Raw genomic sequence first — 26,090 nt, forward strand, 5'->3', positions numbered from 1 at the left:
TTCATTGTCGCCCATGGCACCGTAGATGTTCTTCAATTGAGTTAAAATACCTTGGTTATCAGGATTTGTTTTTAGGGCCTCTTCCGTGAATGTTAGCCCCTTGGGTAAATAATTCATCCTTTTTGGTCTTTAGTTCATCATAGCGTGCTATATCAGCTCTAGAATTACCTAAGGAATTCATTTCATCAATAAGGGTGTTGCCTTCATTAACGTAAGTGGTAGATAGGTTCAAAAAAGCATTCGTATAACCTGGGTTCAATTCAATGGCTTTCTTATAAGATGCTCTAGCTTCCTCAAAGTTACCCTGCTCCATATTTATAACTCCAACGTTATAATGTAGGTCCGGATTATCCGGAGCCAAAGCAATGGCCTCTGCCATCAGTTCCTTGAATTTGTCCTTATCTCCTAATTTGAAGTATAAATTGGCTTCGTTTAGGATTAAATTCACATCCTCAGGATCATTGGCCCTTGCGGCCTTATAAGCCTCCAATGCCTTGTCATCCTGACCTAACTGCGTGTATATCAAGGCAGTATTTTTTACAATTTCTGCTTTTTTAGAAGGTGTTTTTTCATCTACAGGATCTTTATACGACCCGCATTTAATCATTAAATCACGCTGCACTTTATCCATAGTAACCACTTCACCTGATTCTACATCAGTAGCCTTATAAACAACTCCGCTACCATCATACCCTATTTCCTGTAACTCATTATAGTATTTCAAAGCTTTTTCATAATGACCTCCGTTCACGGCGCTACTAGCCGCGTAATATAGGTATGAAGTATCCTTAGGACTAATTTTGTAGCTCATGTATAATTTGTCCGCAGCTGTTTCAAAATCTTTCTTTTCATTGTCAGAAACAGCAGAGTTTACCAAATCGGCAGTTAAACTGGCAATGTATTGTTTGGTTTCATCGGTATATTTACTCTTACCTGATTTTTCTTCTATATCCAATACTTTTTGAAATGAGTTTGCCGCTGGTTCAAAAGCTGAACCATCGCCCTTTTTTGCTAAATCAGCATAAACTTTACCTCTTGTGTAGTAATATTGAGCTTGTATTTTTTCGTCGGCACCAGCTATACTACCCATAGCTGCCTCAATGGACGTTTTTGCCGCTGCGGCATCTCCATCCTTTAAGGCCTTCTCAGCGTCCTTTATTTCGTTTTTTTGGGCAAATCCAATCATTGCAAAGGACATCGCCGCTATTATTGAAATCTTAGTTTTCATTTTTCGAATCTTTAATTTTTATTTAGTGTTAATTATCATTCGGTGCAAATTTAATCAATTCCCGTGCCAATTTTATTCAGGATTTACTTCTATGTCCTTAATATCAGTATCATCAAGATCGTCTTCCTCCTTCATAACCTTTGCAACGGCCGCAATTGAATCGTTATCCCTGATATTTATCAATTTTACACCTTGGGTAGCCCTTCCCATCACTCTTAAATCTTCAACGCTCATTCTGATGGCAATTCCGGACTTATTGATGATCATTAAGTCATCAGAATCGGTTACGTTCTTAATGGCCACCAAATTACCTGTTTTTTCAGTAATGCTAATGGTTTTTACACCTTTACCTCCACGATTCGTAATTCTGTAATCCTCTATACTCGATCTCTTTCCATATCCATTTTCCGAAACGACCAAAAGTTCATCCTCAAAATTATGAACAGAAACCATACCTATTACCTCATCATCATCACTTGCCAATGTAATTCCACGTACACCGGAGGCATTCCTTCCCATTGGCCTAGTTTTGCTCTCCTCGAATCGGATAGCCTTGCCTGATTTCAGTCCGAGGAAAATTTGACTGGTACCTGTGGTCAATTTTGCCTCCAAAAGTTCATCGCCATCCTTAATGGTGATGGCATTTATGCCGTTTTGTCTTGGACGGGAGTACTGTTCCAATAGCGTCTTTTTGACCGTACCTTTTTTAGTCGCCATTATTACATAATGACTATTTACATAATCCTCATCCTTCAAGTCCTGAGTACAAATGAAGGCTTTGACCGTATCATCCTGCTCAATATTTATCAAGTTCGGATAGCCCGACCCTTTGAGGTTCTACTTCCCTCTCGGAATTTCGAAAACCCTCATCCAAAAACATTTTCCCTTTTGGGTAAAAAACAACATGTATTGATGATTGGTACCTACAAAAAGGTATTCCAAAAAGTCCTCATTCCTGGTTGAAGAAGCCTTTTGTCCAACACCTCCCCTATTCTGTGTCTTATATTCCGTAAGTGGAGTCCTTTTTATATATCCGGCCCTGGATATGGTAATGACCACCTGTTCGTTAGGTATCATATCCTCCATACTCAAGTCCCCGCCAGCAAAATTAATTTCTGACCTACGTTCGTCCCCGTACTTTTCCTTTATTTCAAGAAGCTCATCTTTGATAATCTGCATCCTTCGCTCTTTTCTTGCAAGAATATCCTTTAAATCGGCAATGGTCTTTATGATTTCTTCATATTCGGAACGTAATTTATCCTGTTCCGGACCCGTCAATTGACGTAGCCTCATTTCTACGATAGCCTTTGCTTGAATCTCGGTTAACTTAAATCGCTCCATTAAGTTTTCCCTGGCTTCATCGGCATTGGAAGAGGCTCTGATGATAGCTATTACCTCATCGATATTATCCGATGCAATGATTAGACCTTCAAGGATATGAGCCCTATCCTCGGCTTTTTTAAGTTCAAATTCTGTACGCCGTACAACTACCTCATGTCTATGCTCCACGAAATAGTGAATCATATCCTTTACGTTTAACAACTGTGGCCTTCCATTAACCAATGCAATGTTATTAACACTGAAAGAAGTTTGTAAAGCAGTGTACTTGAATAAAGTGTTAAGGACAATATTGGGTATCGCATCTCTTTTTAACATGTAAACAACACGCATACCTTTTCGGTCAGATTCGTCCCTAATATTCGAAATCCCTTCGATTTTTTTGTCATTAATCAAATCGGCGGTTTTCTTAATCATATCCGCTTTGTTCACTTGGTAGGGAATCTCGGTAACTATGATACATTCACGTCCCTGAACTTCCTCGAAATGGGCTTTGGCGCGCATTACAATTCTACCCCGACCCGTATGAAAAGCCTCTTTAACCCCGTCGTAACCATAAATAATTCCTCCGGTTGGGAAATCAGGCGCTTTAATATGGGTAATCAACTCATCTACCTCAATTTCGTTATTATCAATGAATGCCACGGTTCCATCAACAACCTCTGCAAGATTGTGGGGAGGCATATTGGTGGCCATACCGACGGCAATCCCCGAAGCCCCATTTACCAAAAGATTTGGTATGCGGGTAGGTAATACAGTGGGTTCCTGTAAAGAATCGTCAAAATTTAATTGATGGTCTACAGTATCCTTATCGATATCCGCCAACATTTCATCCGCAATCTTTCGCATACGTGCCTCGGTGTAACGCATTGCGGCGGGACTATCTCCATCGACCGAACCAAAGTTACCCTGACCATCTATCAACATATATCGCAAACTCCATTCCTGTGCCATTCTGACCATGGTATCGTAAACGGAAGTATCTCCATGGGGATGGTATTTACCCAATACCTCACCCACAATACGTGCTGATTTTTTGTGGGCGCTTGTACTTCTTACCCCCAGTTCATGCATTCCAAAAAGAACCCTTCTGTGCACAGGTTTTAGACCATCCCGCACATCCGGCAGAGCTCGTGACACTATGACCGACATTGAATAATCAATGTAGGCAGATTTCATTTCTTCTTCAATGTTGATAGGAATCAATTTTTCTCCTTCAGCCATGGTAAAATTTTATATGTTTTTTATTAGTAAAAAAGCATGCCAATATACGGAAAATCGAAGGTTTTAAAGGGCTCAAAAAAGTATTTATTCAATATTTTATTAACATAAAACATAGCCGGTTTGGTTGATAATTTAACCTATAAGGATTTTGATTTAGCGAACTTTTTTCGTCATTTAGAACAACTTTAACGAATATAGGTACGGTATTTGCCCATCATTCATTGATAATTAGTAATTTTATAGTTGATATATTGATATATGGACGACAATTTTTCACCTAGAGTAAAAGATGTAATTGCCTACAGTAAAGAGGAAGCTTTACGGCTCGGTCATGATTTTATCGGTACCGAGCATTTGATGTTGGGCCTTTTAAGGGATGGTAGTGGAAAAGCGATAAGTATTTTGGATGCCTTGGATGTAGACTTAGACCATTTACGCAGAAAGGTTGAAATTCTTAGTCCTTCCAACCCAAATGCCGGTAATATTCAAAAAGACAAAAAAAATCTTCATTTGACGAGACAAGCGGAAAGAGCCTTAAAAACGACCTTTTTGGAGGCCAAACTCTTCCAAAGTTCTTCGATAAATACAGCGCATTTATTACTATGTATTCTACGCAACGAAAATGACCCAACGACCAAACTGCTTCATAAACTCAAAGTGGACTACGATGGCGTTAAGGAGCAGTTTAAATTTATGATAACTAGCGATGACGACATAGTGGATTCACCAACTTCGGAATCCTTTCCTAGTGATTCAGACGAGTCTAACGAAGGAAAAGAAAGTACTTTTGGAACAAATTCCGGAAATAAGGGCTCAAAAAAATCCAAAACCCCTGTGTTGGATAATTTCGGTAGGGACCTTACGCTTATGGCAGAAGAAAATAGGCTGGATCCCGTTGTGGGAAGGGAGAAAGAAATTGAACGAGTTTCCCAAATCCTTAGTAGAAGAAAGAAGAATAATCCTCTTCTTATCGGAGAACCGGGTGTTGGGAAAAGTGCTATAGCCGAAGGTTTGGCACTAAGAATTATCAACAAAAAAGTATCACGTATTCTTTACAATAAAAGGGTGGTTACTTTGGATTTGGCTTCCCTTGTTGCAGGAACAAAATACCGTGGACAGTTCGAGGAGCGTATGAAAGCCGTCATGAACGAGTTAGAGAAGAACGATGACGTTATTTTGTTCATAGACGAAATTCATACCATTGTAGGGGCTGGTGGCGCAACAGGTAGTCCGGACGCATCCAATATGTTCAAGCCCGCCCTGGCGAGAGGTGAGATCCAATGTATAGGTGCTACCACTTTAGACGAATACAGACAATATATTGAGAAGGATGGGGCGTTGGAAAGGAGATTCCAAAAGGTTATTGTAGAGCCGACGAGTGTTGATGAGACCATTGAGATTTTACACAACATCAAAGGAAAGTATGAGGATCATCACAATGTTAGTTATACGGATGAAGCCATTGAAGCCTGTGTAAAATTGACAAATAGGTACATGACGGATAGGTTCCTTCCGGACAAGGCCATCGATGCTTTGGACGAAGCCGGATCTCGAGTACATATCGTTAATATGGATGTCCCTAAACAGATTCTTGAACTCGAGAAAAAATTGGAAGATGTTAGGGAACTAAAAAATTCAGTAGTCAAAAAACAAAAATATGAGGAGGCTGCTAAATTAAGAGATGACGAAAAAAGGCTTGAGAAAGATTTGGCCATTGCCCAAGAAAAATGGGAAGATGAAAGCAAGCTTCATAAAGAAACAGTCACTGAGGACAATGTTGCCGATGTAGTTTCCATGATGAGTGGAATCCCGGTAAATAGAATTGCCCAAACAGAAAGTAATAAACTGGCCGGACTGCCAAAGCTTATCAAAGCTAATGTTATCGGTCAGGATGAGGCTGTTGCCAAGGTATCAAAGGCCATTCAAAGAAACAGAGCTGGTCTAAAAGATCCAAACAAGCCTATCGGCTCCTTTATATTTTTGGGGCAAACAGGGGTAGGAAAAACCCAGTTGGCCAAGGTAATGGCCAAAGAACTTTTTGATTCTGAGGATGCCTTAATTAGAATTGATATGAGCGAATACATGGAAAAATTCGCTATTTCAAGATTGGTGGGTGCACCTCCTGGTTATGTTGGATATGAAGAAGGAGGGCAATTGACCGAAAAAGTAAGGAGAAAACCTTATTCTGTAATTCTTTTGGACGAGGTTGAAAAAGCCCATCCGAGATGTATTTAATATGCTGCTGCAAGTTTTGGATGATGGATATCTTACCGATAGCCTTGGAAGGAAGATAGACTTTAGGAATACCATAATCATTATGACCTCCAATATTGGGGCCCGTCAGTTAAAGGATTTTGGACAAGGTGTAGGCTTCGGAACCGCAGCAAAGAAGGAACAGGCCGATACTCACCAAAAAGGGGTTATTGAAAATGCTTTAAAAAAGGCATTTGCTCCTGAATTCTTGAATAGAATAGATGATGTTATCGTTTTTAATGCTTTGGAAAGAGAGCATATACATCAAATCATAGATATTGAACTCTCTAAGTTGTACAAACGAATCAAAGGAATTGGTTACGAATTAAAACTTTCCGAAGCTGCCAAAGACTATATTGCAGAAAAGGGATTTGATAAGCAATACGGTGCAAGACCCTTGAAAAGGGCGATTCAAAAATATATTGAGGATGCACTAGCGGAGGAAATCGTAAATTCCAAATTGGAGGAAGGGGATACCATTACAATGGATTTGGATGAGAAAAAGGAGAAACTTACCATTAAGATTGACAAGCCCCAAGAGTCACCCAAATCCGAATAACGAAATTCAAATATTTTAAAAATTAAGGAAGGGCATCTTGGTAAGATGCCCTTCTTTTTATTTAATGGAATACATCAGTACCCGTAAGAATTAAAAGACAAACTTATTGTTACCCACGTAATACATGAGATATTTACGCTTTTAATCTAATAATTTATCATCACAGATCTAATCGATATATTTTCGTTTCAGACACTATAAGGCATACAAAATGAAGGTAAGATCTGTGAACAAAAAGATCATCGTACGCGAGTACAACTTAGAGGTTGGAAAAATTCAGGTTTTTGACGATTATATGGTATCCATTTTTGATGAGGGTGCCACTTTAACTTTAGAAAGGGCGTATCAAATAATAGGTATTTCTGAAATTCATTTTAGAAATAAGAACTTTGGTTTTATAAGCTTAAGGAAGAATTCTTATGCCATAGATCCAACGATTTATAGCTATTTAAAAGAGTTGGAAAATCTAAGGGCCTTTGCCATAGTTTCCGTGAAGGAAATCGACATGCATAATTTCAAGATTGAAAAACTTTTCTATAAAAAACCGATGAAGTTTTTCATTGAATACGATAATGCCCTAAAATGGGTGAAAAGGAGAATATCCCAAAAATAAACATCTTAATTTTCAGCCGGTTCCTGTGACTCTCGCTTTTCTTGTTCAGGAACTTTAAATAAGTCTATAAAAGCATTACCAATACCATCTATAATGTCGGAAGCGATCAGAGCTTGATATCCTTTATTTTCAACTAAAATGTCCGCCGATTTTCCGTGAATATAAACCCCAAAAATAGAAGCCTGTAAACTTGAATATCCTTGGGCCATTAGACCTGTGATAATGCCAGTGAGAGTATCGCCGCTACCAGCAGTCGCCATTCCAGGGTTACCCGTTGTATTGATATATCCCCTACCCTCAAAAAAAGTAATCGTATGAGCCCCTTTGATTACAACGACGACCTTCCTTTTTTTAGAAAAATCTTTAATTTTTTCCAACTTTTCAAAGTCATCCTTCCACTTACCCACTAATCTTTCTAATTCTTTTGGGTGCGGTGTTAAAACGGAATTTTCGGAAATAAAATCCAAAAGCCTTTGATTTTGGGATAGTATGTTCAGGGCATCCGCGTCCAAGACCAATGGTAATTTATTTGCTTTTAAAAACCCCTCTAGAGCCTTTACAGTTGTAATCTCAGTGCCCAGGCCGATTCCCAAACCAACGACCTTTGGCTTAATATCGAACTCAATAGCTTCTATAGCAGATTTTCCATTTGTCAAGACCATCACCTCTCGGTATGGAAGTCTGTAGAATTTCATATCCACATTCAGGAATATAAGCCGTTACCAAACCACTACCTGCTTTCAATGCTGCTTTGCTCGCCAAGGTTACCGCACCAATCTTTCCATAACTACCACCAACAATAAGGGCGTGTCCGTAGGTGCCCTTGTGCGAATATTTAGCCCTAGGTCTATAAAATTGAAGCACCTCATTTTTAGATATTAACTCGTATTCCGTTTTTGTACTCATTAGAAACTCTGAATCCAAGCCTATATCCGGAATCTCCCATTGTTCCAGGTAAATTCCGGTTTCAGGAAGAAAAAAAACCAATTTTGGCACCTGAAAACTTAACACATAATTGGCTTGTATAACTGAATCTTTAACCTCCGGAACCCTATCCGTGAATAGCCCGGATGGTATATCAACCGATAGTATAAAGGCTTGGGAGTTGTTCAAGTGTTGGATTAATCTACCCACCCAATCGTCTGGCGTTCTGTTCAATCCAATTCCAAAAATAGCATCTACAATAATATCATCACCATGGATTACTGGCATATCGCTCTCAGGATCTAGAAATACCGGCCAAATTTTACGCTCTTTTAATCTATCCAAGTTGGTAAGAAAATCCTTAGATCTTTTATCGCTATACTTTACTACATAAACTTCAATGTTATATCCATGCTCAAATAAATGCCTTGCCAAGGCTATACCATCCCCACCATTATTCCCAATACCGCAAAACAAGTGAATCTTGACCGGCGCCCCCTGCATCCTCAAATGCATCCAATTAAAAATTTGGGTTGCGGCCCTCTCCATTAAGGCATCACTCGATATTTGTTGTTTTTCCAGTGTCGCTTTATCCGCTTTATAAATTTGTTCTGCAGTAAAAACCTTCATTTCTTATATAGATTGAATTAAAAAGTAACGATTCCACAAAAATTTGTGGAAACGTTTGAATAGCTAATCAAAAGTACTACTTTTGATCCTCATCATTTTATAAATGAACCGTACTAGTAAGGACACCATGTTTGTATCTACTACCCGAATAAAATACTTTAATGCACTTACTATATTCTTCACCCCTCCGGGGTAAGAAAATATGCACTTCCGTAACAGTGTTTTTAAACACGATTCCCAAAAAGTCAATTTACACAATACTCTAGCATGAAAGTCTTGAAATTTGGCGGCTCATCAGTAGCCAGCCCGGAAAACATTATAAAAATCAAAAACATCCTATCAAACTATAATGAACATATTATAGTGGTGGTCTCAGCTTTTGGGGGAGTAACGGATCCAATTACTTGAGGCGGGTGAACTGGCGGCCAAACAACAAACGGGCTACAAAAGAGTTTTGGATGAAATTGAAGCAAGGCATTTGGATACCGTTAAAGAATTACTCCCTATTACGGCCCGAGGTAAGGTTCTGAGCAAAGTTAAATCTGAATTGAACATTCGGAAACGCTGCTAGAGGGTGCCTATTTTATCGGTGAGATTACACCAAAATTATCTGATAAAATAGTTAGTTTCGGGGAACTACTTTCTTCATATATAATTAGTGAGTATTTGGCTGCAGAGGGACTAAACACCATTTACAAGGATAGCAGGGAACTTATAAAAACATATAAACTTGCCGGTAAAAATGTGGTCGACTTTGCTTTGACCAATACTAACTGTAAAGATTTTTTTGGCCATAAATCGGCTTCAATAACAATCTGTCCCGGATTTATTGCAACTTCGAGAACCGGCGATATTACTACACTTGGCAGGGGTGGTTCGGATTATACGGCAGCTATCTATGCAGCTGCCTTAGAATCTGAAATTTTGGAAATTTGGACGGACGTTAGCGGTATGTACACGGCAAACCCTAAAATGGTGAAACAAGCCAAGGCGATAACCCATATTTCCTACGAGGAAGCCATGGAACTATCGCATTTTGGTGCCAAAGTTTTATACCCTCCCACTATACAACCCGTATTATCCAAGGGAATTTCCATAATCATAAAAAATACTTTTAGGCCGGAAGAGGCAGGAACCTTGATCACAAAATCAAAGAACGAAGGCGGAAAGACCGTACGCGGTATTAGCCACATAGGGAATATGGCGCTGCTTTCTTTGGAAGGACCTGGAATGGTAGGCATACCCGGGATTTCAAAACGGTTTTTCGAGGTTTTGTCACAGGCGGACATAAGTGTCGTACTAATTACCCAAGCCTCCTCAGAACATTCCATTTGCGTTGGAGTGTCGGCAGATGACGTTGAAAAATCCGTTGAAGTAGTCAATGAGGCATTTGCCTATGAAATTGAGAGGGACAAAATAAAGAAAGTAATCCCGGAGAAAGGACTTGCCATCGTGGCATTGGTAGGTGACAATATGAAAAGTCATCAAGGGCTCAGTGGAAAAATGTTCAGCACCCTAGGTAAGAACAATGTCAATATTAGGGTGATCGCGCAGGGAGCCTCTGAACGTAATATCTCCTGTGTTATTAACGAAAAGGATGTAAAAAAAGCCCTTAATGCCCTTCATGAAGAATTTTTCGAGGAAAATATAAAGCAGCTTAACTTATTTGTAATGGGCGTTGGAAATGTAGGCGCCAAGTTCTTGAATCAAATAAAATCACAAGAAAAATATCTAAAGAAAAATCTGAAGTTGAATGTACGGGTCATTGGTATTTCAAATTCAAGGATCATGCATTTTGATGAAAAAGGGATACAATTGGATACTTGGCAGGAAGCTTTGTTAAATGGGCAAAAGGCCGATAAAAAACTTTTTATAGAAAAGGTAAATGACCTAAATTTCCGCAATAGCATATTTGTTGACAATACCGCAAGTGAAGAAATAGCAAGCACCTACCCTTCTTTCTTAAGCAATAGTATATCCGTAGTAACCTGTAATAAAATAGCCTGTTCATCTGAATATACTAACTATGCGAGGCTAAAATCCCTAGCAAGGGAATACAACGCACCCTTTTTATTCGAGACCAATGTAGGGGCAGGACTTCCAATTATTGACACGTTGAAAAATTTGATAGCTTCGGGGGACAAGATACTCAAGATTCAAGCGGTACTTTCGGGCAGTTTAAATTTTGTCTTTAACAATTTCAACGACACCAATACATTTCATGATATTGTTAAAAGAGCCCAGGAAGAAGGTTATACGGAACCTGATCCAAAAATTGACCTTAGTGGTATCGATGTCATGCGCAAGATTCTAATTACGGCAAGGGAGAGCGGTTATATTTTGGAAATAGATGATATTAGAAACGACTCCTTTTTACCTGAAGAAAGTTTAGCTACCAAAAACAATGAAGATTTCTTTGAATCTTTGGTTAAATACGAGTCGGATTTTCAGAAGATATACGGGGATGCTAAGGAGAAAAACTGTAAACTGAAATATGTGGCACAATTTGAAAATGGCGTGGCCAGCGTTGGATTACAGGAAATTCCCAAGGGACATGATTTTTATAATCTTGAGGGAAGTGACAATATAGTATTGTTTTACACTGAGCGCTATCCTAACCTTCCCTTGATAATTAAAGGTGCAGGTGCAGGTGCGGATGTTACCGCCTCCGGAATTTTTGCGGACATCATAAGAATAGGTAATTTTTAAGTATGGATGAAGTAAAGGTATTCTGTCCGGCGACCATTGCCAATATTTCTTGTGGTTTTGATGTTCTTGGCGTTGCATTGGATTCTGTAGGTGACGAAATGGTAGTGCGAAAGACCAATAAAAAGGGTGTTTTCATTACAAAAATCGAAGGACAGAAATTACCCCTCGAGACAAAAAGCAATGTTGCAGGGGTAGCAGGACTTGCCTTATTGGATAAAACGGATTACCCTGGAGGTTTTGAAATAGAGATTTATAAAAAAATCAAGCCAGGCAGCGGTATTGGAAGTAGCGCGGCTAGCTCTACCGGGGCAGTTTGGGCCATGAATCATTTATTGGGAGACCCCTTCTCTAAAACGGAACTTGTTACTTTTGCCATGGAAGGGGAGCGATTGGCAAGTGATGTTGCCCATGCAGACAATGTCGCTCCTGCCTTATTTGGGGATTTTACCTTAGTGAGAAGCTATACTCCCTTGGATATCATTCCCATCCAAGCGCCAAGTGAGTTATTTGCCACGGTTATCCACCCACAGATCGAAGTAAAGACATCTGACTCTAGAAAAATTTTAAAGACTTCTTTGTCATTGCAAACCGCCATAAAACAATGGGGAAATGTAGGAGGATTGATCGCGGGACTACTTCAAAATGATTACGATTTAATAGGTCGTTCCCTAGAAGATCACATTATAGAACCTATACGCTCCATTCTAATTCCTGGATTTGATATGGTTAAAATGGCTTCTTTGGAAGCTGGGGCCCTAGGCGCAGGAATCTCGGAGTCGAGTCCTCTATATTTGCCCTGAGCAAGGGCGAGGACGTTGCCAACAAGGTAGCCAAAGCCATGAAAGAGGTATATAAGAAAATAGGATTGGAGCATGATGTCCATGTTTCTAAAATAAATCATGAGGGAGTGAGAATTATTTAATTCCTATTCTCTTAATACATTATACTATATTTTGAATTTTTACAGTTTAAATAAAAAAGCCCCTGACGTTTCCTTTAAAGAAGCGGTTATTAATGGTATTGCCCCGGATAAGGGACTTTATTTCCCGGAAAAAATTGAACCCTTGCCCGATAGTTTCTTCGATGGCATTGAAGACCTATCGAATCAAGAAATAGCATTTAATGCCATCCATCAATTCGTAAGTGATGAAATACCAAACGACGTCCTTCGTGAGATTCTAAAGAATACCTTGGACTTCGAGTTTCCAGTAATACAGATTGAAGAGAACATTGCTACGCTGGAGCTTTTTCACGGTTCCACTATGGCCTTTAAGGATGTAGGTGCGAGGTTTATGGCGCAGTGTTTAGGCTACTTTTCAAAAGACGAAAAAAATGAGGTCACCGTTTTGGTAGCCACGTCCGGAGACACGGGAGGGGCAGTTGCCAATGGATTTTTAGGGGTTGAAGGTGTAAAAGTTGTGATACTTTATCCAAGCGGAAAAGTAAGTGATATCCAAGAAAGACAATTGACCACCCTAGGACAGAATATCACGGCCCTGGAAGTTGACGGTACTTTTGATGACTGTCAGGCCATGGTTAAAAAGGCCTTTCTCGGACGAGACTCTTTTAGGAAAAATGAAGCTTACATCGGCCAATTCCATTAATGTGGCACGTTGGCTACCTCAATTATTTTATTTTCTATTCGCCTACAAACAAGCCAAGAGTAAGGGTAAAGAAATTGTCTTTTCGGTTCCCTCCGGTAATTTCGGGAATATTTGTGCAGGTATGGTCGCACAAAAACTGGGAATGCCCGTAAAGCACTTTGTTGCTTCCACAAATGTGAATGATACCGTGCCCGAGTTTATGAAAACGCAAACGTACAACCCAAAACCATCTACTGCGACCATCTCGAATGCCATGGATGTAGGCGACCCGAGTAATTTCGTAAGGATACGACATTTGTTTCAAGACGATTTTGAAATATTGAAAAATCATCTATCCTCCTACTCCTTCTCGGATAGCGAGACAAAAAAAGCAATTATGGACATCTATAAAGCCAGCGGATATTGTGCAGACCCGCATGGTGCCGTAGGTTATTTAGGACTCAAAAAGTACCAGCATAATCATTCCGACACCTATGGTATATTCTTGGAAACTGCGCACCCCGTTAAGTTTTTGGATGTGGTAGAAGAAACTATAGGAAAAGAATTACCCTTACCTCCACAAATTCAAAAGGTTATGGATAAGGAGAAAAAATCTATAAAAATTAAAACGTATTCGGATTTAAGCGAATTCCTATTGAACCGTTAATCAAGCTTTGGCAGTTGAAAGTCGTCCAAAGGACTAGGTTGTTTCATCATGGCCTCAATAGCTTCGGTTGTTCTTGGTGCCATGGCTGATAGATTCACAGGACCCTCGTCGGTAATAAGGATATCGTCCTCAATACGTACTGCGATGCCCCACCATTTTTCATCACAATCGCTGCCTTCTCGGAATATAAATACCGGGCTCCACCGTAATAACCGTGTTTGCTTGAAACGGCCGATAGGTTCCTTGGTCATGGACATCAAGTCCCAAATAATGGGAAGTTCCATGGGGAAAATAGGTCCTTGCTTCGCTCGCTTCCTTGATTATACCTAATCTGATCAATCCTTCTTCCACAACTTTTAAAGCGGCCTTTCCAGGAGCCTGGAATTCGCCACCCACCACACTAGCTTTTATTCCGGCCTCTTGAGCGTCATAAACGATATCATAAATAGCCTTTTGTTCGGGAGAGAATTTTCCATTGGCGGGTATGGTTCGGGTAACATCCGCGGTATAGCCATGATATTCCGCTCCAAGATTCATCAACACCAAATCATTACCTACCTCCATTTTGTTATTCTCTATATAGTGTAAAATACATCCGTTATTTCCGCCGCCTACTATAGACGGATAGCCTTCATATTCTGCTCCATATTTTTTGTAAACATATTCATGGACACCCTGTATTTCTGTTTCTGACATGTAAGGGTGCATCGCCTTCATCACTTCGATCTGTCCCACTGCGGAAATCTCTATGGCCTTTTTCAACAACTTCATTTCCTCCGGGGTCTTTGTCTCGCGAAGGGTAGCCATTATTTCAGAAATCATTTTGGAATCTAGATTGTTTGATGCAAGTGCCAAATTGACTTTCTCCTTCACCTCCAATCTTCCGGAGTCATCAGTGGCATTTACAAAGTCCTTCAAAAATTCATCTCCTTTAAGGTTTTCGTAAAAATCCGGATACCTCCCAACAGTCTTTGCTACATTCTCCGTGTTTTCAGGAGTAGCAGATTGAATCATGGCATACAAATTTTGCTTTATCGGGTCATAATCCGATGGATAATTTGCCTTTATCTTAAAGGTTTTTATAAGGTCGAACAAATCAGCATCTCCCCTTTTATCACGGTAATCATTTTCAAAATCAAAGAATGACACTTTGTCAAATGAACTTAAATCTATTGGTAAATTGGAAAACTCACTACCATTGTAAACCCTTTTAAAACCAAGTTTTTCGGTTACCCCTTCTACACCTAATCGCTTTCCTGTCCATTGCTCTTCCCTAGCATTCCGTTCCTGTACATATATCATTTCGTCATATTCCTGACCATTGGCATCCCTTTGCATCTCGGAGAAAATGAGCAATACGGCATTGGGTTCCTTGTATCCTGTCAAATAATAAAAATTGGGATCTTGATGATAAATATAATCCACATCGTTCGCTCGGTTCCGCTCCGCATTGGCAAAGAATACCAAGACGCTATTGTGTGACATCATTTCTCGAACTTTGTCCCTTCTTTCTTTATGGAATTCTGATGATAAGTAATCTTTTGGAAGGTTTTGTGAGCTTACTGTCAATGTGGAAAGAATAACAATCCAAAGCACAGATAATTTCATAAGTATTCTTTTACGTTGAAAAATAGGAACGGACAAGGTACTATAAAATTTAGGTAAAACATAGGATATCATTGGAATGCTATCCTATTTAATTCCATTAAATTTGCGTTACGTAAAACATTGAAATGAAAAATACAGCCTTAACTAAGACCCATGAGAAATTGGGAGCCAAAATGGTCCCATTTGCCGGATACAATATGCCCGTTTCCTATGAGGGCGTCAATGCAGAACATGAAACAGTGAGAAAGGGAGTTGGTGTATTTGATGTTTCCCATATGGGTGAATTTTTGATCAGTGGGCCAAATGCCTTGGATTTGATCCAAAAAGTGACATCCAACGATGCTTCCAAATTGACCATTGGTAGGGCTCAATACAGTTGTTTGCCCAATGAAACAGGAGGAATCGTAGATGACCTTATTGTATACAAGATAAAGGAAGAGCAATATCTATTAGTGGTAAATGCCTCAAATATTGATAAGGATTGGGCACATATATCAAAGTACAATGTGGATTACAATGCGGATATGCGAAACCTTTCCGAAGATTATTCACTCCTGGCCATTCAAGGTCCAAAGGCAGTTGAAGCCATGCAATCTTTGACTTCGGTCGATTTGTCGCGAATTAAGTTCTACCATTTCGAAGTAGCCGATTTTGCAGGCATTGAATATGTCATCATCTCGGCAACAGGTTACACCGGTTCACGGCGGTTTTGAGATCTATTGCAAGAACAGTGAAGTACAACAAGTTTGGGACAAAGTTTTTGAGGCCGGAGCCGATTTTGGAATTAAACCAATTGGTTTGGCCGCCCGAGACACCTTAAGGCTGGAAATGGGCTACTGTCTTTATGGAAATGATATTAACGATGAAACCTCCCCTATTGAAGCCGGCTTGGGATGGATAACAAAATTTACCAAGGATTTTGTAAATAGTGAAGCTTTGGAAAAGGAAAAGGAAAAAGGTCCGGACAGGAGACTAATTGGGTTCGAATTAGTAGAACGTGGAATACCTAGGCATGACTATGAAATTGTGGATGACAGCGGAAATATAATTGGAATTGTTACATCAGGAACTATGTCCCCTTCTTTAGGAAAGGGCATTGGTTTGGGGTACGTGCCAACAGAGTTTTCCGAAATTGGCAGCAATATAAATATTCAAATCAGGAAAAACGCGGTACCCGCCAAGGTAATAAAACTTCCTTTTTATAAGGGTTAAATGCCGGATTTTCAAAACATCATACATACCGTCTATGAAGAAACAAAGCACCTGTCCGATACCGGAAAGGTCGCTTCCTATATTCCAGAATTAGCCTCCATACATGAGGATAAATTCGGTATTTGTTTATTGGATATAGATAAGAAGTCTTTTCAATTGGGCGATTTTAATGAACGCTTTTCTGTACAGAGTATATCCAAAGTGCTCACGTTGGCCATGGCCATGAGTCTAATTGGTGAAAAGGTTTGGAATCGAGTGGACGTAGAGCCTTCGGGTGATCCTTTCAACCACCTTTCACTTCGGAACAAGAAAATGGGATACCCGGAAATCCGCTGATCAACGCTGGCGCTATTGTCATAGCGGATATTTTGGTAAGTGAACTACGTAATCCCAAAAAGGACTTTTTAGAATTCGTTCATAATGTAAGTGGTGACACGACCATCACATATGATGAAAAAGTGGCACAATCAGAAAAAGCAACGGGATTTAAAAATTACGCAGCGGCGAATCTCCTTAAATCCTACGGCAACCTAAAAAATGACCTCATTGAGGTGCTTGATTTCTACTTTTATCAATGTTCCTTATCCATGTCCTGCACCCAGCTTTGCAACACCTTCTATATGTTCATAAATCGCGGAAGATGTAAACAGCAAATGGAATTTCTTTCCGTTGGACAGGTGAAGAGAATCAATGCCCTAATGTTGACCTGTGGTTTCTATGACGAAGCGGGTGAATTTGCATTTAAGGTAGGTCTCCCGGGAAAGAGCGGCGTGGGAGGAGGTATTGTGGCGCTTTTGCCCAAAAAATTCTGTGTGACCGTTTGGTCTCCTGGATTAAATCCCAAAGGTAACTCTACAAGGGGCATGGCGGCACTGGAGCAATTAACTACATTATCCGATTTATCAATTTTTTAGTTTGGAAAAAAAAAGAGTATTGATATTAGGGGGAAGCGGGTTCCTTGGCAATGCCATTTATAAGGAACTTTGTAACTATTTTGATACCTATGGAACCTATTTCAACGCTAGACGGTCTTTTGAACAAAACAAACAGTTTTTCCAATTTAATCTAGAGGAGGACGATATTTATAAGGTATTGGAAAACCTTAGACCGCATGTGATAATCTCGGCACTGAGGGGTAATTTTGCGGCTCAAATAATAACACATCAACATCCGGCTGAGTACACAAGACACAATAACAGTAAACTCTATTTTCTTTCTTCAGCCAATGTATTTGATGCTTACAGCAAGTATCCCTCCTACGAAAACGATAAAACTCTTTCTGAAAGTATCTATGGAAGACTGAAAATTAAGATTGAAAACATGTTGATGCGCTTGCCAAAAGATAAAATGGCAATTTTAAGAGTTCCTATGGTCTTTGGAAATACTTCACCACGTGTTCGGGACATGAAAAATTTGATATTAAACAATGAACCTGTAGAGGTTTTTCCAAACTTAATATTAAATGTAACCAACGATGACAAGCTAACCCAACAAATTCATTATCTTATCAATAGAAACAAAACAGGTATATTTCATCTTGGTAGTACAGATTTGGTACATCATGAGGACTTTGTAAAGGAGGTTTTGGAGCGGGTAGGCAAATTTAATCCTATTATTAAAAGGGTTTATACTACAAATGAAGATAGGTATTTGGCCGTTCTTCCAAAATCGAACCTACTACCAAAAAATTTGAGATTTTCGTATCAAGATATTATAGACCACCATATTATTAAATAATAACGCATGGAAAAATTTACGGACAAACAGATTTATGATTATCTAAGCCAATTGGATGGCTGGGAATATGTGGATGGAGCAATCGAGACTACTTTTGAATTCAAGGATTTTAAGGAAGCCTTTTCGGTAATGACAAGGATTGCATTTGAATGCGAGGCGCAAGGCCACCACCCAGATTGGAGCAATGTATACAAAACCGTAAACATTCGACTAAGCACCCATGATGCCAACGGTGTTACGGAAAAGGACTTTGCATTGGCGAGAAGTATCGAAGACATTATAGAGAGTGATTAGAGAGATAATTTCAAAGAATAGTTTTCGGTTTTAACCTTTGGGAATTTTGCTAAATTTGCCAGCATCAAACAAACAGGATTATGGGAAGAGCTTTTGAGTTTAGGAAAGCACGAAAAATGAAGCGATGGGCAGCAATGTCCAAGGCATTTACGCGAATTGGGAAAGACATTGTAATGGCCGTTAAGGAAGGAGGTCTGGATCCGGATGCAAACTCCAGGTTACGAGCCGTTATTCAGAATGCCAAGGCGGTGAATATGCCCAAGGACAATATTGAGCGCGCCATAAAAAGAGCAAGTGATAAAAATGCGGGAGATTACAAGGAAGTCTTGTTTGAAGGCTATGGCCCGCATGGTATTGCCATCTTGATAGAAACTGCAACGGACAATAATACCGGAACAGTGGCAAATATCCGAAGCTATTTCAATAAATGTGATGGCAGTTTGGGAACCTCCTGGGTCAGTAGAATTTATGTTCGACCACACCTGTAATTTCCGGATTCCGGCTGAAGGCATAGACCCTGAGGAACTTGAATTGGAAATGATCGACTTTGGAGCCGAAGAGGTATTCGTGGACGACGATGGCATATTAATATATGCCCCTTTTGAAAGTTTTGGAGCTATACAGAAAGAGCTTGAGAATAGGGGTATCGAAATTCTATCTTCCGGGTTTGAACGCATCCCCCAGGTCACAAAACCCTTAGGCGAGGAAGAAGCAGCCGATGTGGAAAAATTACTGGAGAAAATCGAGGAAGATGATGACGTACAGAACGTCTATCATACAATGGAAGAATAAAAATTAATGATTTGCTCCTTTTTAAAATTAAAAAAGGCCACCTTATATAAGGTGGCCTTTTATACATTTACAAAATCCTTTAGGGCCTGCGAAGCACCTTTAAAATTTGTTTGCCGCTACCGGTGGTAACATATACATAATACATTCCCGCAGGCAGTTCGTTCGTCCTTAGTCCAATCTCATTTCTACCTTTTTTCAGGTAGTAGTTTCCAAAAGTCTCGGACTCTTTTACCGATTCCATCATATAGGGACAATTCGCTCTTCATCTCCCTAGGAGAAATCACTACGAGCGTAAAGTCCTCCTTGAATGGTACGGGATATCCTGATAGTTCCAAGGTAGGTGCCTGATATTTGGCCACATCATCCATCGGACATACTTCGGCGTGCAATATTACGTAGAAGCTATCCATATCACCCGCACTTACATCCGGAAAGGTATGGGTTACAAAGTCTCCGCTGATATTGTCCTCATATGGATAATCCCCTGGTGCCACCGTTAAATTGCCGTTGTTCGGTTTGGCGGGTACTGCGTTACTGCCCACATAGAGCTGGGCCTCCGTCATCTTATAACCGCCCAAAGTGGATACGGTAACGCTTACGCTACCACCGGAATAGACCACTTGAACACTTCCGACAAGGGCTCCCTTACTGATATCGCATTGGCCGGCAGCTGCGTACAGGTCCATTTCATAGACGCCATCTATCGACGGGAACTCGTTGATCCATCCCCATCTATTTGCATTGATATTTGGGATATCCAAGAAGCAGGTCCATACGTTTTCATCAGAGGACCTTGCAAATGCCGTTTCGCATTGGTCAATGGAACCAGGATCACAATTCAAGCCCTCATCTATATCGCCGTCACCATCATTGTCGACCCCATCGCAAACCTCTTCGTCACAGGCATCCGGAATGCCATCGCCATCGCTATCGGCCATATCGTCCCCGTCCGGACAAACGTCCTCACAGTTCCTTACACCATCCCCATCGTCATCTAAATCGTCACAGTCGTCACATCCATCCGGAGTTCCGTCTCCGTCAGAATCTAGGTTATCATCAAAACCTTCACAGACATCCACGCAGTTCGGTACGCCATCCTGGTCGTCATCGCGGTCATCGCAGTCATCGCATCCATCCGGGATGCCATCACCGTCGGAGTCCATCGTATCATCGAAGCCAGGGCAGATATCCTTACAGTCCGGCACACCGTCCTGGTCGGTATCGATGCTATCGTCGCATTCATCAAAGCAATCCGCAATACCGTCGCCGTCCTTGTCGAAACCTTCGTCTATGTCACCGTCACCGTCGTTGTCCACGCCGTCGCATACCTCGATATCACATCCATCCGGGATACCGTCCCCGTCGGAGTCCATCGTATCATCGAAGCCTGGGCAGATATCCTTACAGTCCGGCACACCGTCCTGGTCGGTATCGATGCTATCGTCGCATTCATCAAAGCAATCCGCAATACCGTCGCCGTCCTTGTCGAAACCTTCGTCTATGTCACCGTCTCCGTCGTTGTCCACACCGTCGCATACCTCGATATCACATCCATCCGGGGTACCGTCCCCGTCGGAGTCCATCGTATCATCGAAGCCAGGGCAGATATCCTTACAGTCCGGCACACCGTCCTGATCGGTATCAATGGTGTCGTCACAATCATCGTAACAATCCGCAGTACCGTCGCCGTCCTTGTCGAAACCTTCGTCAATCTCACCGTCGCCGTCGTTATCCACACCGTCGCATACCTCGATATCACATCCATCCGGGGTACCGTCACCGTCGGAATCCAATGTATCATCAAAGCCCGGACAAGCATCCCTACAGTCCGGAACTCCGTCCTGGTCGGTATCGATGGTGTCGTCACAATCATCGTAACAATCCGCAATACCGTCGCCGTCCTGGTCGAATCCTTCGTCTATGTCACCGTCACCGTCGTTGTCCACGCCGTCGCATATTTCTTGACCGGGTTCTGTAATGGTAATACTACAACGGGAAGTTGCCCCTGTGGCATCGGTGATGGTCACATAATGTGTCCCAGCTTTTAAATTTGTGTTTAGCCTATCCGTGGTACCATCGTCCCAGCGATAGGTAAACGGTCTATACCCTCCATTGCCATGTACTTTTGCAGATCCGTCACTGCCGCCGCGAACCGTTACGTTGCCATAAAGGTTGATCCAGCAGTACAGTTCTTTGGCAATGTCTATCCGGCAGGTAGTTTCACATCCATTTATATCAGTAACGGTCACCGAATGCATCCCATAGGTCAGGGTCGTTGCCTGTTGGGTGGTCTCCCCGTTATCCCATAGATAGGTATACTGTCCCGTACCTCCTTTTACGTAGACCGTTGCCACTCCATCCTCTGTCTCATGGTGCATGGTAAGGACGTCCTGTTCTATGGAACATATCAATTGGCTACAGTTGGTCTCATTGGGTTCCTCTATGGTAACGCTGCAACGGGACGTTGCCCCCACAGCATCTGTAATCGTTACATAATGGACTCCCGCTTTTAACGTATTGTTGGTCTGTTCAGTAGAACCATCGTCCCATTTGAAAGTATACGGGGCATAGCCTCCGTTACCCATGGCCCGTGCCGCTCCGTCGCTACCGCCCTTTACGCTCACGTTCTGGATCAGGTTGGTCCAACAATAGAGTTCCTTGGCAATGTCCACTTGGCAACTGGTCTCGCACCCGTTGGAATCCGTTACCGTTACCCAATGCATACCATAGGTGAGTTTGGTCGCCGTCTGTGTCTTCTCCCCGTTGTCCCACAGGTAGGTATATTCTCCCGTACCGCCCTTTGGGTTCACCGTGGCAACACCGTCCTCGGTCTCGTGGTTCGTGGTGAGTACATCCTGGTCTATGCTGCAGGTCATCTCACATATAAAGTCGTCATTAAGTATGGTACCGGTTCCTCTAAATTTTGATGTCCAAAAATCTCCGAATTTCGACCAAAAATCTGAACTAAAAAGGTTTCATCTGATTCAACTTCTGAATCAGGTACAACATCAACTGTAAATTGCTTAGAAGCTTCACCTGGATTGAAAGTTAAAGTTCCTGACACGGCAGTAAAATCATCGGGAGAAATAGCGAAGTTATCATAGGTTTGGTAATCCACAATCAACGTTTCCGAAGAGGGCCTACTTAAACTTACTTGAAATACAAAGTTCGTAGTCCCACCTGTTCCCTCAACTTGTGTCACATCATTTATGTATATTAAAGCTTTCTCCGGGAAAATTAATATTTCGTCAGTTGCGGAACTCGAACAACCATTGGCATTTGTATAGGTGTAGGTAATGGTTGTAATTCCTTCTCCAGCTACTGCTGGGTCAAAAGTATAGGTCAAACCATTGCCGTCATCGGTAACACCGGGACCACTGTAGACACCTTTGTCGCCCACTTGTGTGCCCTGGGCAGGTAAGCCCCCGCCCTGATCGGTCTGTACGCCAAAGTTAACAGGGATATCTGCCTTAAATTCTAATGATACGGTGGTCAACGTAACTTCATCACTGGTAACTGAGCAATCATCTGTAGCATCGCCTGGGGTTCCATTATCTGAGGTTACCGTTACTCGAAACATGGATCCATTATTATAGGGCAAATTATCAACTATTTCCAAAGTATTCCCAGTTAAATTAAGTGGGAACCAAGAAGATGAGTCCGATAGCTTTTGTTCCCATAAGTAGGACAATGTACCCGAACCGGATGCTTCAACTATAAAAACATTTAGAGGTGGCTCCGTTTCACAAACCGTAACATCAACATCTTGTGGTTGTTGAAGAATCATAACTTCGCATTCAGAAATCACCGTAATCGTTTGTTCACAACTTGAAGTGCCTTCATTTTCATCGGTAGCGGTCCAAGTTCGGTTATCGTACCATCAGTAGCTACAATATCGGAAAAAGTAATAGTGACATCTCCTGCTCCACCTTGGTAAACCGGTTCTCCTGTAAACGCGGGATCCGTTGATTCATCATCTTCGATAGTTAGGTCCGATGGACAAGTAATTACAGGGGGAGCTATGACTTCGCAACCAACAAATGCCGTACCATCTACCCTTGTACCTGGTGAGAATGGAGTACCCCCACTTCCCGTTGCCGTACTATGGGGTACCAATGGTTCCGTACCAGTCCCATCAGGGACTAGGGTCAAGGATTGATCATTACCACCTTCCGAACCATACGTATATGTTGCAATTACAGTGGCTTCGTCATCTGATAGAATTACTGTATCCCCGCCATTGTTCAACCCAAGGAAGCCTGAGGAAGCCGTTTGCACAGCCATTCCCCCAAATTGACCAGTAGGCGTACCACCTCCAAATATTACTGCTCCACAATTTGATGCTAGAATCGTATTTGCAGGGAAAGTATGTCTAATACCTACTGCATCAGAAATTGTCCATCCTGAAATATCAATATCCGTATCCTCCAAGTTCACTATTTCGATGAATTCATCTTGTGATGCATCCCTTGTACCATCCCCATTTGCGTCTCCTGATAAATCCACTGGGGGATCTGCTAAAATTTCGTTTATGACTATTGCAGGTATTGGAACATAAACATTGTTAAAAGTGACAACAGCGTTCTCACCCGCTTCCAAAACTACCGTTAATCCATTTGGCAATGCCGTATTATTATTACCGGCACCTGCATTTATACTTACCAAATCCCATCCATCAGGAACCAATTCCGTTATTTCGTAATTACCGGGTAGCAAATTTTCAAACACATATCCCTCCGTTGTATTTTCGCTGATCGAAAATGGGATACCTCCAAAAGAGAAATCGAACATCATATCGGCAAAACTGTCATCGTCCACATTTTTTAATACCGTGATGCTAGCTAAAGTAAAAGGAGTACCTGGTGATCCTATATCTCCGCCGTTATTTCCTCCAGCCGCCTGACTGGTATACCCTTCAAAAAGTGGCGTAGCCCCACCATCTGTACTCAACGCCCAATTACTACCAATGGTATTGTCTGCGGTTAAATCCTTTAAGTATACAGACGAGATACCATCATCCAATGGCCAATCCGTGGTTTCATATGCCACCTGCTCAATCACATTGGCCTGTGTTTCATTATCTCCGGAATAACTGGCAAAACTATCCCAAATACCGATGGTATCGCCGGTATTGTTCAAGGACATGGCCCCCCAATTGGTCACTGGGACCAAATTGACAAAGCCCCAAGCTGCTAAGAAATCGGCTTCGGAAACGTCCTCTGAATTATAAAGTACGACAGACTCTCCTGCGGGTACTATACCCGTTGCAATATTTGCTGAACCATGGGCCACACTATTGAAATCATCTATGACATAACCGGAAATATCCAGGTCAACCAATCCGGGGTTGTAAATTTCTATCCATTCCCAATCGTCCTCCATACTACTTGGGTTGTACATAATTTCCGTGATAATTGGTGTCGGTTTGGGCTCATTGACAATAATATCTATTGTTGTACAAGTTATTTCTTCTACACAATCACCTTCACCTCGAACATAGAGTGTATATAAGCCAGCTAATGCTCTAAATCCCACATTTATTGTAGAAGAACTGCTTCTGACAACCTCCGTAACTCCGCAACCATCATCATTGTATACTACCCATTCCGTGGCATCATTTAAACTACCATTAACTGATAAGATAACAGTTTCTCCAGGCAGATATGTGCTCTGATTTAGTGATAGACTTGTTATTTCCGGATTGGTTCCTCCTACAATTATTGAAGTCTCAAAACAATCAGGTGGTGTGGCAATTGTCCCTCCCTCCCCTCTTACAAAGAGGTTATAGGTATCTACGTTAGCCCTTGATCCTATATTGATAGTAGAAGAGCTACTTCTTACTATTTCAGTTACACCACAGCCACTACTGTTATAAACCACCCATTCAGTTGCATCATTGAGTTGACCATCTATAGTTATGACAACTAACTCACCAGGGCAATAACCAGATTGGTTAAAGGTGATATCATTGATAGTCGGTGGAGTTTCGCCATCAGTTATTGTAACTGTACCCAAACTAGCATCCACTGTACCGGGATATACTGTATCATCATTACTTACCCAATTGGCGCGATTATGAACAATGGCCCTAATCTGTTCCGGGGTACCTGAAAGTGGGCAGCCCGCTATACCACAACTAAATTGAAAATTGTCCTGTTCCATTCCCCCTGGGCCGGTCAATCGAACTGCAGTATCACCCGTAGTCAAAGCATCCGGAAGCGCTGAAGTAGTGTTGCTCGTAGCATCACCGTCCCAATTGGCATCGTCCGTAACCCCAGTTACCACATTAAAATGCAATCCTGCAATAAAAGTTGGACTTGCAATACTGCCCTGGATAGCGAACAGTTGGTCGCCCGCGACCGTAAAGGAAGCCGCAGGTGGGGACAAATTACTAAAGTCCAATACTATGACCTCACCGGCCGTTCTTGCCGCTCCGGAAGTCCAGGTAAATTCACCGTCACCTACAAAGGAAGAGAATCCCGTGGCATCACTCCAGCCACGATCCGTAAAAATGATCCGGGTCGCGGCATCTATATCTTTTAAAAGAACAAACGCAAAGTTATCATCGGCGTCGGTTGCCCCATCGGTATTCAGACCTACAAAGGCAATATCACCTGCACTTAGTGTAGTCCGGGCAAAAGCGCTACTTAAAGTGAACAGTAATGTACACAACAGCGTAATTTTTCTCATATCCGGACGGTTTTGGTTGGTTTATGTCT

General features: G+C 41.5%; 11 protein-coding genes and 8 pseudogenes. 10 read left to right on the forward strand and 9 right to left on the reverse strand.

Going from position 1 to position 26,090, the window contains the following annotated elements:
- Positions 1-58: 58 nt before the first annotated feature.
- The gene (locus tag NYZ99_RS12560; RefSeq protein WP_338038994.1) at positions 59-1,228 is read right to left on the reverse strand and encodes a tetratricopeptide repeat protein; all 1,170 of its coding nucleotides are present in this window, start codon (positions 1,226-1,228) and stop codon (positions 59-61) included.
- Positions 1,229-1,300: 72 nt separating this feature from the next.
- A pseudogene (gene gyrA / locus NYZ99_RS12565) lies at positions 1,301-3,790 on the reverse strand (DNA gyrase subunit A).
- Between the two features lie 258 nt (positions 3,791-4,048).
- Here gyrA and NYZ99_RS12570 point away from each other — a divergent pair.
- Together NYZ99_RS12570 and NYZ99_RS12575 are read left to right on the forward strand one after the other, a co-directional pair.
- Positions 4,049-6,602: pseudogene (locus NYZ99_RS12570) on the forward strand (ATP-dependent Clp protease ATP-binding subunit).
- A 211-nt stretch (positions 6,603-6,813) separates the two neighbouring features.
- Positions 6,814-7,215, forward strand: a complete 402-nt coding sequence (locus NYZ99_RS12575) for an STAS/SEC14 domain-containing protein (protein ID WP_260571496.1) — start codon at positions 6,814-6,816, stop codon at positions 7,213-7,215.
- A gap of 5 nt (positions 7,216-7,220) precedes the next feature.
- Here NYZ99_RS12575 and NYZ99_RS21935 read toward each other — a convergent pair whose 3' ends face one another.
- Positions 7,221-7,877 carry an NAD(P)H-hydrate dehydratase gene (locus NYZ99_RS21935; RefSeq protein ID WP_338038995.1) on the reverse strand — a complete coding sequence of 219 codons (657 nt, stop codon included), beginning with the start codon at positions 7,875-7,877 and terminating at the stop codon, positions 7,221-7,223.
- Positions 7,837-8,769, reverse strand: coding sequence for an NAD(P)H-hydrate epimerase (locus NYZ99_RS21940; protein WP_338038996.1), 933 nt, complete (start codon positions 8,767-8,769; stop codon positions 7,837-7,839). Before NYZ99_RS21940 ends, NYZ99_RS21935 begins: the two co-directional genes overlap by 41 nt.
- A 267-nt stretch (positions 8,770-9,036) precedes the next feature.
- On the opposite strand from NYZ99_RS21940, the pseudogene thrA reads away from it, so the two are divergent.
- The 3 pseudogenes from thrA (at position 9,037) to thrC (ending at position 13,728) form a co-directional block, all read left to right on the forward strand.
- A pseudogene (gene thrA, locus NYZ99_RS12585) lies at positions 9,037-11,478 on the forward strand (bifunctional aspartate kinase/homoserine dehydrogenase I).
- Positions 11,479-11,480: 2 nt separating this feature from the next.
- Positions 11,481-12,400 (forward strand): annotated as a pseudogene (locus NYZ99_RS12590) (homoserine kinase).
- 31 nt (positions 12,401-12,431) lie between these two features.
- Positions 12,432-13,728 (forward strand): annotated as a pseudogene (gene thrC / locus NYZ99_RS12595) (threonine synthase).
- Here thrC and NYZ99_RS21945 read toward each other — a convergent pair.
- On the reverse strand, positions 13,725-13,979 hold the full coding sequence (locus NYZ99_RS21945; RefSeq protein ID WP_338039487.1) for a hypothetical protein: 255 nt from the start codon (positions 13,977-13,979) through the stop codon (positions 13,725-13,727). The pseudogene thrC and the gene NYZ99_RS21945 sit on opposite strands and share 4 nt — an antisense overlap.
- On the reverse strand, positions 13,891-15,336 hold the full coding sequence (locus NYZ99_RS12600) for an aminopeptidase P N-terminal domain-containing protein (protein ID WP_338038997.1): 1,446 nt from the start codon (positions 15,334-15,336) through the stop codon (positions 13,891-13,893). Before NYZ99_RS12600 ends, NYZ99_RS21945 begins: the two co-directional genes overlap by 89 nt.
- Positions 15,337-15,461: 125 nt before the next feature.
- Between NYZ99_RS12600 and gcvT the strand changes: the two are divergent.
- From gcvT to NYZ99_RS12625, 5 genes and pseudogenes are all read left to right on the forward strand, one after another.
- A pseudogene (gene gcvT / locus NYZ99_RS12605) lies at positions 15,462-16,548 on the forward strand (glycine cleavage system aminomethyltransferase GcvT).
- Positions 16,549-17,462 (forward strand): annotated as a pseudogene (locus NYZ99_RS12610) (glutaminase).
- Between the two features lies 1 nt (position 17,463).
- Entirely contained in the window at positions 17,464-18,285 is an 822-nt protein-coding gene (locus NYZ99_RS12615; protein ID WP_260571498.1) for a sugar nucleotide-binding protein, read from the forward strand.
- 6 nt (positions 18,286-18,291) lie between these two features.
- Positions 18,292-18,579 (forward strand): 4a-hydroxytetrahydrobiopterin dehydratase, encoded by a 288-nt coding sequence (locus tag NYZ99_RS12620; protein ID WP_260571500.1) that lies wholly within the window; start codon positions 18,292-18,294, stop codon positions 18,577-18,579.
- Positions 18,580-18,659: 80 nt separating this feature from the next.
- Positions 18,660-19,371 (forward strand): annotated as a pseudogene (locus NYZ99_RS12625) (YebC/PmpR family DNA-binding transcriptional regulator).
- A 185-nt stretch (positions 19,372-19,556) separates the two neighbouring features.
- Here NYZ99_RS12625 and NYZ99_RS12630 read toward each other — a convergent pair.
- From NYZ99_RS12630 to NYZ99_RS12640, 3 genes are read right to left on the reverse strand one after another with little or no spacing between them, the layout of a single operon-like run.
- Positions 19,557-22,247: a hypothetical protein gene (locus NYZ99_RS12630; RefSeq protein WP_260571501.1), complete on the reverse strand. Its 2,691-nt coding sequence runs from the start codon at positions 22,245-22,247 to the stop codon at positions 19,557-19,559.
- Positions 22,244-23,158, reverse strand: a complete 915-nt coding sequence (locus NYZ99_RS12635) for a Calx-beta domain-containing protein (RefSeq protein WP_260571502.1) — start codon at positions 23,156-23,158, stop codon at positions 22,244-22,246. Before NYZ99_RS12635 ends, NYZ99_RS12630 begins: the two co-directional genes overlap by 4 nt.
- A gap of 17 nt (positions 23,159-23,175) precedes the next feature.
- Positions 23,176-26,061, reverse strand: a complete 2,886-nt coding sequence (locus tag NYZ99_RS12640; protein WP_260571503.1) for a lamin tail domain-containing protein — start codon at positions 26,059-26,061, stop codon at positions 23,176-23,178.
- Between the last annotated feature and the right edge of the window lie 29 nt (positions 26,062-26,090).

The sequence above is a fragment of the Maribacter litopenaei genome (assembly GCF_025244665.1).
GTDB lineage: Bacteria > Bacteroidota > Bacteroidia > Flavobacteriales > Flavobacteriaceae > Maribacter > Maribacter litopenaei.